This is a genomic window from Nitrospinota bacterium, from assembly GCA_035528715.1.
Lineage (GTDB): Bacteria > JADFOP01 > JADFOP01 > DATKYB01 > DATKYB01 > DATKYB01.
Genome location: DATKYB010000145.1, coordinates 16,651 through 28,288, shown reverse-complemented (window position 1 = coordinate 28,288; position 11,638 = coordinate 16,651). Strand labels below are relative to the sequence as shown.

Here is an 11,638-nt window from a genome sequence, read left to right as displayed (position 1 = left end):
GTCGAGTTCGACACCGAGAATGATTCAAAAGGGATAAAAGCCAAAAATGTAGTAAAATTGTAAACTGAAAAAGAGGCCTGGAATCTCTCCGGGCCTTTTTTTCATAAATAAAAGGAAAAAAATGGCAAAGGCACAGAATGGCGATACTGTTAAGGTTCACTACACGGGCAAATTGGAGGATGGAACGGTCTTTGACACCTCCAGAAACAGCGATCCTCTCCAATTTCTTTTAGGCAAGGGCCAGGTACTCCCGGACTTTGAAGAATCCGTAGTCGGAATGAGTCATGGCGAATCGAAAACCATTACCATCGAGGCACAAAATGCTTATGGCCCTTACAATGAGGAACGCGTAGTGGAGTTAGATCGAAAGCAATTACCAGAACACATCAATCCTCAGGTTAATCACCAGTTACAGGTCCAGTTAGATAGTGGCCAAAAAATCACGGTCACGGTGACCGATGTCTCTGAATCGAGCATAACATTAGATGCCAACCACCCTCTGGCTGGGAAAGACCTGACTTTTGATATCCAGCTCTTAGAAATCACTTAACCTCTGAAACCTTGCCACTATGTCACTTGAATTTTTTCCAGATCAGGCACTCATGATTAAGATAAGGAGATAAGAATGCAAGGAAGTAAACTTTTTGTAGGCAATCTTGATTATTCTGTAGATAATGACCAGTTAAAAGAATTGTTTTCCAAATATGGTGAAGTGAAGGAAATCAAGGTCATTGAAGGGAGAGGCTTCGGGTTTATTGAAATGTCTAGCCAATCAGAAGCTGAAAAAGCAAAGGAAGAACTGGATGGTATCGACTTTAAAGGACGCACCTTGAAAGTTAATGAGGCTCGACCCCCGAGAAGCAGACAGAGAAAAGATTATCGAAGATATTAGAATAACAGAGATAATAAGGGTGGAATAACCGAATACACAAGAGATTCTAAAGTTTCATCTCTCAATATATCTTAGATTTTGCTAAAAGGTCGGATTAAATATCGGCAGACTTTCTCTACAAGTTTCATTTTCTCTTAACACTATTGATTACAAATATGGATTGTCCCGATATCACATCTATTAACATTTCACGAAAAAGCACAATCTAACTTGTTCCTTCCCTTACTGATACATAACAAAATGAGGTGTATGGAAAGTTCGTAAGATATCATGAAATATAAAAATGTTTTATGTGTATATCCTTACAAGAAAGAACTGAAAAGCATAGGTTTTTTCCCACCTTTAGGTCTTGAGTATATAGCAAGTGCCATAGAAAATATGGTAGATAGTATAAAGATAATTGACCTGAGGTACGAAAAAGAGCCTTTTTCTTCATTTATTGAAGATAAGACTGATCTGGTCCTCGTAAGCCACAATTGGGGTCTCGAAGAGGAGTTTGTAAAAGCTACCATTAACAGTATACCCGAAAATATAACAGTTATCGTTGGAGGAAGACACGCAACAATATATGTTGACGAACTTTTTGAAAATATTCTAAGAATAGATGGTATTGTCCGAGGGGATGGGGAAGAGATTGTAAGAGAAATTGTTCAAAAAGGCATATCATCTGATATAGATGGTCTATCATTTAAATTAAATGATAAGATTGTCCACAATAAGAATAGAGAGCTTCAGCCTATACAGAGCGATCTTTATCCAAATCGTGGACTCCGTCGTTACAAATATAAAATTAAAGTTGATGAATTTAATACAGCTATAAAAATAGACCTTTTGTCCGCATCCAGGGGGTGTCCATTCAATTGCAGGTTCTGTGATTTCTCTTTCAATCCACTAGGAGAGAAGAGAGGATGGTCATGTAGAACACCGGAATCTGTAGTTAAGGAGATTAAATCTATAGAGGCAGGACTCATTGCTTTTGTAGACGATATTTTTACGCATGACTTGGATTGGGTAGAAAGAATATGCGATCTTTTAATCAAAGAAGGGATTAAAAAGAAATATATAATTAATACCAGGCTCTCCATTGCGAAAAGACCCGATATTCTCAAGAAGATGTATAAGGCGGGCTTTACATCGTTTATGATAGGTATAGAATCCTCACAGGATAAGACCCTAGAATCGATGAATAAAGGCTTTACTATTAAAGAAATCAGAGAATCCTTTAAGGTATTAAGAAGATTTAATTTTATATATCATTGCTATTATATCATAGGGAATATTGGGGAAACCAGGGATGAGATGCTTGATATAGCCAGATTTTCACGTAAGCTTGGTATGGATACAATTGTCTTATCGCTATTAAGGGTTGCGAAAAATTCTCCTCTTATAGATACGATAAAACAGCTTGATCATTACCATATTGAAGAGGGATCAGGCAATGTATACTCTGATATGCTGTCTGTTAGGGATCTGAAAAAGATCAGAAGGGATGTGAATGCCTCATTTTTCTCAATTCGAGTAATACTTAAGTTAATGAGGAAGTCAGCTAGACATCGTTTTCTTAAATTAAGACTTATTTTTAAGATTCTTATCTATATCGCAAGGACACAGATAGAGAGGTCTGACAGGAAAAGGCCAATATGTCTGGGATATGCGTATAAATTTTACCCTTAGTGATTGGTTTAAACCCACAGTAAAAAACCATGGGGGACAAATTAAAAAGTTAATATTAGTTTTCATTATAGGTAGGGTTGCCGGTGATGGGAAGTGAAGAAATAATAGGAGTGAATGATGAACTTGAAAATTCCAAACAAAGTTTATAAATACTTACGCCGATTAACAAAAAAATATCCCAAAATCGAATCTATATGGTTTTTAGGGTCTCGAGCTAATAACAATTTTAAAGACGACTCGGATTGCGATTTTTGGGTATTCGCTAACAAAGGAATATTCAATCTCTTGAAGAGAGATAAGTCATTTAAGCAAGAATCCAAAAGAAATAAAATAGATACGCTTATTGTATATGACGGAAAAAATTTTGAAGAGCCCTGGCCCCTACTGCGTAATGGAAGAGTAATACCCAAACAGGGCCTTTTGAGTGAATGGAAATGGGAGCCTATATCATCTTTTAGAGCAAATTATGAAGGCACAAAAGAGAAAACCAGAGTAGGGCCTGATGGAAAGCCAGTGTTTGATATAGAGCAAAGGCTTCTAAGAGCCTTTAAAATATGGGGCCATAAAAAAACCATCCCATATGGTTTTGTGAAGTCAAAGAGGGTTAGGGTCTAAAAAACAAAATTCTCTCTTATCCCCTTACTCAATTTTTAACCAATATGTATCTCAAGCCAAGTTCGCTGCAAATCTGCCTCAAAGCATCCAGCGTCAGTTCCTTATCAGCTGTCACGGTCAGGTGGGTACACCCATTCCCAAGGGGGGTAGCCTTACCGTTAAAATATTTTTTTCCCTTAGAGGCCTTAACCAGATAGCTTTCAGCATCCTTTTTTACAATCGTTATATCGGACTTCTGCTCAATGACACGCACCATGGCGTCATAGACCTTATCTGGTTTTGCCTTTAATTCCCCCCTTGCGGTCGTATGATGATCTCTGCTATTTAGATAAGCCACCGTAGCGATTGTAACAGCAGTTAATGCGCATCCCTCTATTGCTATGGCCACAAGAAGGAGGAGGGATACACCCAAAAACATCCTTGCGGACTTTGAGCTACATGATCTTGGAACCGTAGAGTTCCTCTTCCCTATTCTATCCTCCTTTACTACCTCCGATTTATATACCATAACAAGCCGTCTCTTTCTCCTCTGTTATTTTTTCGAAGGGAGATAACTTTATGACCTGGTTCACAGCAAACCTACTTATTTACAAGCAATAATCATTCCAATTGGGTTAAAGGAATCCATAGATCATAAATAATGGATTAACCATTGCAGTTTGAAGGGGATAATGGAATTAAAAGGTCTTGGAAGGATAACAATGAGCTTTTTAATATGTCAAAAATTGCCTAGAAATTAAAATTATCAACAAAATCACGACTTAAATCGCAACAGGAACTGAAGGCCACATGATTTTCAGTCTCATTAATCAAGAACTTTTCATTGCAAAAAATCTTTTTATTATCTATGCTTTTATATATGCTTGACAGATTGAAATCTTTAGGAAGGGATTTGAAACAAGAGGTTAAGGTATATCAACTCGTCCTAAAGGATAGCCGAACACCGAAGCTGGCAAAGTTACTTCTCGGACTTGCCGTTGGGTATACACTTTTGCCCTTCGATATTATTCCAGATTTTATACCTGTCATCGGTCACCTTGACGATTTTATCATTGTACCTTCTCTGGTCATTGTTGCACTGAAGATGATTCCCAGTGAAGTTTTGGAGGATTGCAGGACAAGAGTAAAAAGTTCATAATCCCGTCTTTTTAGATTACTTTGATTTTTTTCACCACTTAAGAGAGCTATTTAAAAATTTCTTCTGCCTTTTTCATTATTTCTAAAACTTCTTCATCAGAAACATCATACCAGTTATTATAAACCTGTGCCACTGCATAAAAAAAGAGAGGCTTTTCCAAAACAACGATTTCATCAACCATTTCACCTATATCTCTTGCAATATCTCTTCCAGAGACAGGCACAGCAACAACAATTCTCTCTGCTTTCCTATTCTTACAGAGCATGATTGCTGTTCGCATTGTCGATCCCATTGCCAGACCGTCATCAATCAGTATAACCTCTCTTCCAGAGATTTCCGGGAGCGGCTTGCCTTTTCTCAATCTCTCTACTCTTCTTTTAACCTCCTGTTTTTGTTCTTCTATAATCTTTTCTATCTCCTTTTTGGAAAGCTCTCTCTCTGCATTTTTAAACATAAAGATGCTGTTATCTTCAGCAATGGCACCAAACCCTGCTTCTGGATTATAGGGATAGGGTAATTTTCTCGCAACAAGCATTGAAAATTCGGCATCCAGATATTTAGCAACGTGGTAGGCTACCTCTACACCTCCTCTTGGAATCCCTAAGACCAAGACTTTTCTGTTTTTATACTTCTTTAAGGCTTTGGCAAGTCTCTCTCCAGCATCTCTTCTGTCTTCAAACATATCCCATCCTTACATCTTTAATAAAATCCCAAAATTCTTATTTTTAAATTCTATCATAATTTTATCACAGTTTAAAAATAAGTTTGGTAAAATAGAGAGATGAAAACTGCCTTTATCTATACAGATCAATTTGAAAAGTTTGACTATGGCCCTAGCCATCCCTTAAAGACATATCGGCTTAAACTCACATACGAGCTCATAAAATCCTACGGACTTCTTCTTCCATCAGATAATCGCTACATCGAAGCCAAGATGGCAGGGAATGAAGATCTGCTCATGTATCATCAAAAAGAATATATCGAAATACTAAAAATCCTTAACAGCAATATCATTATCCCCGGAGCAGAGAGGTTCGGGCTCGGCCCAGGTGATAATCCCATTTTTGAGGGTCTTTTTGATTGGTCAAGGCTTGTGACAGGTGCATCACTTAAGGCAGCATCACTTGTTGACAGTGGCGAGGCTGATATCGCCTTTAACATATCAGGAGGACTCCACCATGCCATGGCCTCAAGGGCTTCAGGATTTTGCTATATCAATGATCCGGTCATATCGATCATGTCTCTTTTAAAGAAAGGAAGAAAAGTAGCATATATCGATATCGATGCCCACCATGGTGATGGAGTTCAGGATGCCTTCTATTTCACTGATAAAGTCCTGACCATATCTATTCATGAAACAGGACATATGCTTTTCCCTGGCTTGGGATTTGAGAATGAGATGGGAAATGATGTGGGCAAAGGATATAGTGTTAATGTCCCGATGCCGCCTTATTCAGACGATGAACTCTTTCTCCTCGCATTTAATGAGATTGTTCCTCCCCTTATGGAAAAATTTTTACCCGATATTGTTGTCACTCAGCTTGGGGTCGATTCCTTTGTTACTGATCCTCTCACACATCTCAATTATACAAACAGGGGTTTTTGTGAGGTGATTAAGAAAATAAAAGAGATAGCCAAAAAATGGGTCGCCTTAGGTGGAGGAGGGTATCATATCGCCAATGTTGCCAAGGCATGGGCACTTGCCTGGGCCATCATGAATGATATTGAGCTAAAAGATGAGATTCCTAAAGATTTTCTTGACAGATATTCAAAAGAGGGGTTTCAGAGTGGAAAAATATGGGATGAGATTTATGTTGAGAGAGGAGCAACAAAAGAGCAATTAAACAAAGAGGTAAAAAGAGTGATTGATTTTATCAAAGAGAATGTGTTTCCAAGGATTCGGTATAAAAGGAATTAAGAATAAAAGTTGTTGACTCTATAAAATATTTCTATTATTATTTTTGAGCTTGAAATCATAACCTAATTTTGGAAAGGGGGTAATATTTATGGCAGGAATAAAAGAAGGGTGTTCGGATCCGCGCCATAAGGATCATATGTGCCAGATAATATATAATGGAGATTTCGCGCGGGCAGCAAAACTTTCAGACAATGCCAAGTTTATCTGTAAACAATGCGGGAGGTCTGCCAACGAGAGAGAAAATCTCTGCGCAGCAACAGAACATAAAAGTATGATGTATGGAACAGAATAAAATAATGGGGGCCTAAAAAAATACAGGCCCCCCTTTTTTTATCCTCCATAGAAATAAACCTCACGATTTAATCTACAGAATCTCATCCTTTCTCTTTTTTACGAGACTGCAATATTCGCAATTGGAACTGGGCTTTGGGATTTCAGAAGAGAGGATAATTGCAGCCTCCCTCACGATTTTTTTAGGTGCCTCGATCCTTGTCTCTATTTTTAATAATTCAACATGGAATTTAACAATCCCATCCTCTTTAGCCTCCTTGGGCCAGTAAAAGACTAAATAGGCTATCCCTTTTGTTTTGTAACCAGACGATTCCAACATCAAGCAGTAGCAATCAAGCTGGGTCTGATAGTATTTCCTCGGATCTTCCTTTAAATCCGAACCCCTTGTTTTGTAATCAAGGGGAATATAAAAATTATCCTCAACAACACAATCATCCAAAGCCCCTGTTAAGATGACATTTAATGACTCGTCAACGTAGCGCAGATCTGTACTTCTCCAGCTTCTCCATTTTTTTAAGGTCTCCATATCTGGGAAAAGCCTTCCTTTTATCCTGTTTTTAATCTCTTCTGGGAGTTCACCCTCTAAACGATAATTATCAAAATAGTTCTTAATAACTAAATCCATTCCAGATGGCAAAGAAGGAAATATCCCTTTAGGTCTCTTTATGCCCTTAATCTTATCAAGCCAGAAACACCTTGGACATTCAAGATAGAGATTTAAAGTAGAAGGAGAAAGCATCATCTTTTGCATAAAAATCTCCTTTTTATTTTATATTAGCAATTTATTAAGTATATATCAGAAAAAAGAAATGATGAAGAAAAAATAATCTCTCAAGGTATTTTACACATATTGCTTGACAAAACAAATTTTTTAATCGATACTTTTTAGTATGGCGATCTTTTAGGAGGGAAATCTATGGTAATAGGAGATATTGAAAAGAGCTCTCTAGAGACCATAAGAGTAGCAGTTGAAGATTATAAGGGGGCTAAGAGACTGGATATAAGAATTTACTATAAAGACAACAATGGAGAATTGAAGCCCACAAGGAAAGGGGTACCATTTAGGCCTGAGGATATAGATAAGCTTGTAGGCCTTATCAATGAAGCAAAAACAAAATTATAAGCCCTCATAAAACACGCCGCAGAACCATTAGTGCATCCTCTCCCCCCGTCACCCGCATGCCAAACTCATCGTTTTTCAAAGAATCTATCCTTATTTTTTTGTAAAAACTTCTTTTATGGTGTAAAAATATATTTATATGGGTTTTTTTGACTTTTTAATCTAACTTTTTTAACCAAAGGTATATGGGGGAGAGATGGAAATCAAAGAGATAAAATTAGAAGAATTGAACCCAGAAAAATTCATAGAAGATAAAGTAGCGGAGATCTCTTCGACTGTTGGTGATGATTTGGCTATCAATGCCCTTTCTGGTGGCGTCGATTCTTCCACGGTGACAATGTTGGGTCATAAGGCCTTGGGGGATAAGCTCAAAACATATTTTATTGATAACGGTTTAATGAGGGAAGGAGAACCAGAATATATTGTTTCATTATTTAAAGAATTAGGAGTATATGTTGAGCTTGTAGATTCAAAAGAGACCTTTTTCAATAGATTAAAAGGTCTAAAAGACCCTGAAGAAAAAAGGGAAGCGATTACTCAGGCATTTTACAGGGATGTCTTTCGAAGGATTGTCAAAGAAAGCGATGCCAAGTATCTTTTTCATGGAACGAATTATACAGATGTAGAAGAAACCGTTGCAGGGGTTAAAAGGCAGCATAACATTCTTGAACAGCTTGGAATCGATACAAAAGAAGAATATGGCTATAAGGTAATAGAGCCTTTAGTTCAACTCAGAAAAACAGCCGTAAGAAAAATAGGTAAGGCCCTCGGGCTGCCAGGGGAAATTTATGATCGACCCCCCTTTCCAGGCCCTGCCCTGGCAACGAGAATCATAGGGGAAATTACCCCTCAAAGGATAGATACCGTAAGAAAGGCTACAAAAATTGTTGAGGAAGAACTATCGAATACTGAAGCATTTCAATATTTGGCGATTTTGCACGAAGATAGGGTTACCGGTGTAAGAGAGGGAAAAAGAGATTTTGGCCAGCAAATAGAACTCAGGTGCTGGGAGAGTAAAGATGCAGTAACAGGGTCGCCAACAAGGCTCTCCTTTGATACTTTAGATCGATTAGCAGAGAGAATAACAAAGGAAATTCCAGGTGTTGTAAGTGTTACTTACAACATAACGAAAAAACCGCCTTCAACAATTGAGGCTATTTAATGAAATAAAGGAAAGAGCAGAGGAGGGATTTGAAAAGAGACCTCTTATTCAAAAGAGTTTTCCCACGATTTCATCACTTTTATGTAATTTTCTACGAGATATTGTCGGTGAAGGTCATCTTCAAATTCTACTGCAGTGTGGAATTCATCAGCTGCCTTTGTTTCACACCTCACCACCCTGCCAGAAACACTGGTAAAGGGGATAAAGTTTGGCAGTAAAAGTTCTAAATTAATGTTCGATTTTACTCTATAGGGTCTGTTAGAACTAAATTTTGTTCCCACACGTGAAATATCACAGATTCTGCCCCTGATTTCTTTTTCATCTGGGGCCTTTTGCGAATATAAATTAACGCAGGCAGAACTGAGAACGGTTCTTGGTGCTCGACGTCTCTCTACTTGTATCATCATTTCCTTAGAAATAAATTACAAATCTAAAAATCAATACCTTATCGGTAACAATTTGTTAGAACTTGAATAGAAAGAAAGGGAAAAGATATTTTAAAAAATGGGGAAAAGTAGAAGGAAGGTCACTTATGAGAAGAGATATATTCCTCTATTTTAAATTTTGATTTGCATCCACTATAACTCATATATCTAATTTTACCAAACACGTCGCGTTCTTTCCAGGCTCTATCGTGTACTCCCCCTATGCTCCATGCAATTCCCACATAACCATTGGGGTCCCTCCCGTCAAGCTCATACTTATCATTAAGATAAATAGCAAAATTGAAAGCTTCTTCCGGAGTTTTGGTCCACTCCAATATCTTTTTACACCAATACATTCTCATATAACCATGCATTTTGCCGGTTTTTACCATTTGCATCTGGGCAGCGTTCCATAACTCATCATGGGTTTGAGCTCCCTCGAACTGAGAAAGTGAATACTGATATTCCCTCTTGTTTTTCTTGTGCTCATTAAGGGTTTTCTTTGCCCAATCAGGAAAACCCAAAAAAGAATCATAATGTGTATTGTAAAAACAAAAATTATCTGAAAGCTCACGCCTCACAATGAGCTCTTCTAAAAAGGCCTCTTTTGAGCTATTCATCACATCAGTTTTTTGGACTTCTAACGCAACTCTCTGTGCTGAAATATGCCCAAAATGAAGATAGGGTGAGAGATTAGATGGGGCATCTAAATTAGGATCATTTCTCCTCTCATTATATTTGGCCAGTTTATCTTTAAGAAAAGGATGCAACATTTTGAGCGCTGCCTTCTCGCCTGGTTGGATCCACGAAACCTCTGGTACAGATATATCTACTTTGAGAGTATTCATCACACGATCCCAATCTGCCTTCCCAGTTTTTTCTTCCCAAGAAAAGGGATGTTTTTTAAGACGGGGGAACCTTTCTAGAAATTCAGGCAATGCCTTTTTGATCTTTGGTCTAAAAGTATATGCTCCGTATTCCTGCTTTTTTGAAGCGATCCAGCAGGGAACGATATTATGAGCATCTACTTCATAAAAAGGGAGGGATATATTTTTGGCTATCGATTCTTTCCAGCGCTTTTTAATCCTTAAAGGATCAAAATCTGTAATCATAGCTGCTGTTCTATATTTTTTAGTGAATCTTGGTATCTCCTTTTCCGGGTCGCCAGTTAAGAGATAGAATGCAATATTTTTTTGTCTGAGACGATTTTCAACCTCCAAAAGCCCCTTCAGCATAAAACAATATTGCCTCAAAGTGGCATCAAGAAACTTTGGTAACAGGCAAAAGACCACAACGAGAGGTTTTCCGTGCTTTAAAGCGATCTCCTGGCTAAATATGAGTGCCCAGTTATCATTTGCCCTTTGGTCACGACTCATCCAGTAGACGATTGGACCAGATTTTAACCTATTTCCTTTAAGTAACCGAACTCGCTTCTGATTCACATTAACTAATCCTTGTGATTTTTTGAGGGCGCCCATTTTCTCAATCCCATTGAATTACTTTTTTAATGAAGATTAAATATTAACTTAATCAATAACAATGATCATCTTGCCTGTCAAATTTTTCTTATGAAAGTTTTATTAAAAATCAATAAAAATGAAGATTTGAATTGACATCATGCTCTCCTTTTACTATTAATTTACTTTGTATTTTTACAATTCATTCAAGATAAAATAGAAAGGAGAGGAGAATATGCTTCAGGATGGAGAAAAGGGTGTTGTCCTACAGCGAGACAAGAAAACATATGCAGTAGCTCCACATATCCCATGCGGAGTGGTGGATCCTGCTGCTCTTCGAAAAATCGCTGATGTAGCAGAGAAATACAATGCAGAGGCATTAAAAATTACAAGCGCAACCAGAATCGCAATCGTAGGCCTCAAAGAAGAAGACATCGATGATGTCTGGAAAGACCTTGGCATGTCTCCTGGTGCAGCCGTTGGTCTTTGTGTCAGGAGTATTAAGGCGTGTCCAGGAACCACATTCTGCAAGAAAGGCATGCAGGATAGCCTCGGCGTTGGGCTGAAACTCGACAAAAAGTATCATGGATTGGAATTGCCTGGAAAATTTAAGATGGGAGTGAGCGGATGTATTATTCAGTGTGCAGAAACCTGCATAAAGGATATTGGGCTTGTCGGTACAAATAAGGGTTGGTCAGTCTTTGTGGGTGGTAATGGTGGGGTCCTCCCCAGGCTCTCAAAGGAACTGGCAAAGGATCTTCCAGAAGAAGAAGCAATTTCCCTCGTCGAGAAAATCATACAGTATTACAAAACGAACGCCAGCAAGAATCAGAGACTGGGTTCTATGATTGATAAAATGGGTTTTGAAAAGTTCAAAGCAGATGTGTTGAAGTAAAAATAAATTTTGATTATCAAAATTTTAAAAGGGAACGAGCGATTTTTGTTT

The 11,638-nt window shown here is 37.9% G+C and carries 15 protein-coding genes; 10 read left to right on the top strand and 5 right to left on the bottom strand.

The features are described from left to right. Window positions 1-121: 121 nt before the first annotated feature. The 4 genes from VMW81_10225 (at window position 122) to VMW81_10210 (ending at window position 3,181) form a co-directional block, all read left to right on the top strand. Window positions 122-550, top strand: a complete 429-nt coding sequence (locus tag VMW81_10225; protein HUU51315.1) for a peptidylprolyl isomerase — start codon at window positions 122-124, stop codon at window positions 548-550. A gap of 75 nt (window positions 551-625) precedes the next feature. Beyond that, the gene (locus VMW81_10220; protein HUU51314.1) at window positions 626-892 is read left to right on the top strand and encodes an RNA-binding protein; all 267 of its coding nucleotides are present in this window, start codon (window positions 626-628) and stop codon (window positions 890-892) included. A gap of 270 nt (window positions 893-1,162) precedes the next feature. Further along, a complete protein-coding gene (locus tag VMW81_10215; protein ID HUU51313.1) occupies window positions 1,163-2,566 on the top strand; it encodes a radical SAM protein in 1,404 nt (467 codons plus the stop codon). A 114-nt stretch (window positions 2,567-2,680) separates the two neighbouring features. Then, window positions 2,681-3,181 (top strand): nucleotidyltransferase domain-containing protein, encoded by a 501-nt coding sequence (locus VMW81_10210; GenBank protein HUU51312.1) that lies wholly within the window; start codon window positions 2,681-2,683, stop codon window positions 3,179-3,181. A gap of 28 nt (window positions 3,182-3,209) precedes the next feature. Here VMW81_10210 and VMW81_10205 read toward each other — a convergent pair whose 3' ends face one another. Beyond that, complete coding sequence (locus tag VMW81_10205) at window positions 3,210-3,689, bottom strand: hypothetical protein (GenBank protein ID HUU51311.1); 480 nt, start codon at window positions 3,687-3,689, stop codon at window positions 3,210-3,212. Between the two features lie 384 nt (window positions 3,690-4,073). Between VMW81_10205 and VMW81_10200 the strand changes: the two genes are divergently transcribed. Beyond that, window positions 4,074-4,319 carry a DUF1232 domain-containing protein gene (locus tag VMW81_10200; protein HUU51310.1) on the top strand — a complete coding sequence of 82 codons (246 nt, stop codon included), beginning with the start codon at window positions 4,074-4,076 and terminating at the stop codon, window positions 4,317-4,319. A 46-nt stretch (window positions 4,320-4,365) separates the two neighbouring features. Here VMW81_10200 and VMW81_10195 read toward each other — a convergent pair whose 3' ends face one another. After that, on the bottom strand, window positions 4,366-5,001 hold the full coding sequence (locus VMW81_10195) for a phosphoribosyltransferase family protein (protein ID HUU51309.1): 636 nt from the start codon (window positions 4,999-5,001) through the stop codon (window positions 4,366-4,368). A gap of 99 nt (window positions 5,002-5,100) precedes the next feature. On the opposite strand from VMW81_10195, the gene VMW81_10190 reads away from it, so the two are divergent. Next, window positions 5,101-6,237 carry an acetoin utilization protein AcuC gene (locus VMW81_10190; protein HUU51308.1) on the top strand — a complete coding sequence of 379 codons (1,137 nt, stop codon included), beginning with the start codon at window positions 5,101-5,103 and terminating at the stop codon, window positions 6,235-6,237. 88 nt (window positions 6,238-6,325) lie between these two features. Next, window positions 6,326-6,529, top strand: a complete 204-nt coding sequence (locus tag VMW81_10185; protein HUU51307.1) for a hypothetical protein — start codon at window positions 6,326-6,328, stop codon at window positions 6,527-6,529. Window positions 6,530-6,601: 72 nt separating this feature from the next. On the opposite strand, the gene VMW81_10180 is transcribed toward VMW81_10185, so the two are convergent. Further along, window positions 6,602-7,279, bottom strand: a complete 678-nt coding sequence (locus VMW81_10180) for a PD-(D/E)XK nuclease family protein (protein HUU51306.1) — start codon at window positions 7,277-7,279, stop codon at window positions 6,602-6,604. Between the two features lie 165 nt (window positions 7,280-7,444). On the opposite strand from VMW81_10180, the gene VMW81_10175 reads away from it, so the two are divergent. Both VMW81_10175 and VMW81_10170 read left to right on the top strand, forming a co-directional pair. Further along, window positions 7,445-7,651: a transcriptional coactivator p15/PC4 family protein gene (locus VMW81_10175; GenBank protein HUU51305.1), complete on the top strand. Its 207-nt coding sequence runs from the start codon at window positions 7,445-7,447 to the stop codon at window positions 7,649-7,651. Between the two features lie 193 nt (window positions 7,652-7,844). Then, the gene (locus VMW81_10170; protein ID HUU51304.1) at window positions 7,845-8,810 is read left to right on the top strand and encodes an ExsB family transcriptional regulator; all 966 of its coding nucleotides are present in this window, start codon (window positions 7,845-7,847) and stop codon (window positions 8,808-8,810) included. 44 nt (window positions 8,811-8,854) lie between these two features. On the opposite strand, the gene VMW81_10165 is transcribed toward VMW81_10170, so the two are convergent. Together VMW81_10165 and VMW81_10160 are read right to left on the bottom strand one after the other, a co-directional pair. Continuing rightward, a complete protein-coding gene (locus VMW81_10165; GenBank protein ID HUU51303.1) occupies window positions 8,855-9,217 on the bottom strand; it encodes a PilZ domain-containing protein in 363 nt (120 codons plus the stop codon). Window positions 9,218-9,336: 119 nt separating this feature from the next. Further along, complete coding sequence (locus tag VMW81_10160) at window positions 9,337-10,677, bottom strand: deoxyribodipyrimidine photo-lyase (GenBank protein ID HUU51302.1); 1,341 nt, start codon at window positions 10,675-10,677, stop codon at window positions 9,337-9,339. Between the two features lie 250 nt (window positions 10,678-10,927). Here VMW81_10160 and VMW81_10155 point away from each other — a divergent pair, with 250 nt between their 5' ends. Then, on the top strand, window positions 10,928-11,587 hold the full coding sequence (locus VMW81_10155; GenBank protein ID HUU51301.1) for an NAD(P)/FAD-dependent oxidoreductase: 660 nt from the start codon (window positions 10,928-10,930) through the stop codon (window positions 11,585-11,587). Window positions 11,588-11,638: the final 51 nt, after the last annotated feature.

Coding starts and splice junctions, on each gene's coding strand:
- VMW81_10225 (HUU51315.1), top strand. CDS start 122: ATGGCAAAGGCACAGAATGGCGATACTGTTAAGGTTCACTACACGGGC.
- VMW81_10220 (HUU51314.1), top strand. CDS start 626: ATGCAAGGAAGTAAACTTTTTGTAGGCAATCTTGATTATTCTGTAGAT.
- VMW81_10215 (HUU51313.1), top strand. CDS start 1,163: ATGAAATATAAAAATGTTTTATGTGTATATCCTTACAAGAAAGAACTG.
- VMW81_10210 (HUU51312.1), top strand. CDS start 2,681: ATGATGAACTTGAAAATTCCAAACAAAGTTTATAAATACTTACGCCGA.
- VMW81_10205 (HUU51311.1), bottom strand. CDS start 3,689: ATGGTATATAAATCGGAGGTAGTAAAGGAGGATAGAATAGGGAAGAGG.
- VMW81_10195 (HUU51309.1), bottom strand. CDS start 5,001: ATGTTTGAAGACAGAAGAGATGCTGGAGAGAGACTTGCCAAAGCCTTA.
- VMW81_10190 (HUU51308.1), top strand. CDS start 5,101: ATGAAAACTGCCTTTATCTATACAGATCAATTTGAAAAGTTTGACTAT.
- VMW81_10185 (HUU51307.1), top strand. CDS start 6,326: ATGGCAGGAATAAAAGAAGGGTGTTCGGATCCGCGCCATAAGGATCAT.
- VMW81_10180 (HUU51306.1), bottom strand. CDS start 7,279: ATGCAAAAGATGATGCTTTCTCCTTCTACTTTAAATCTCTATCTTGAA.
- VMW81_10175 (HUU51305.1), top strand. CDS start 7,445: ATGGTAATAGGAGATATTGAAAAGAGCTCTCTAGAGACCATAAGAGTA.
- VMW81_10170 (HUU51304.1), top strand. CDS start 7,845: ATGGAAATCAAAGAGATAAAATTAGAAGAATTGAACCCAGAAAAATTC.
- VMW81_10165 (HUU51303.1), bottom strand. CDS start 9,217: ATGATGATACAAGTAGAGAGACGTCGAGCACCAAGAACCGTTCTCAGT.
- VMW81_10155 (HUU51301.1), top strand. CDS start 10,928: ATGCTTCAGGATGGAGAAAAGGGTGTTGTCCTACAGCGAGACAAGAAA.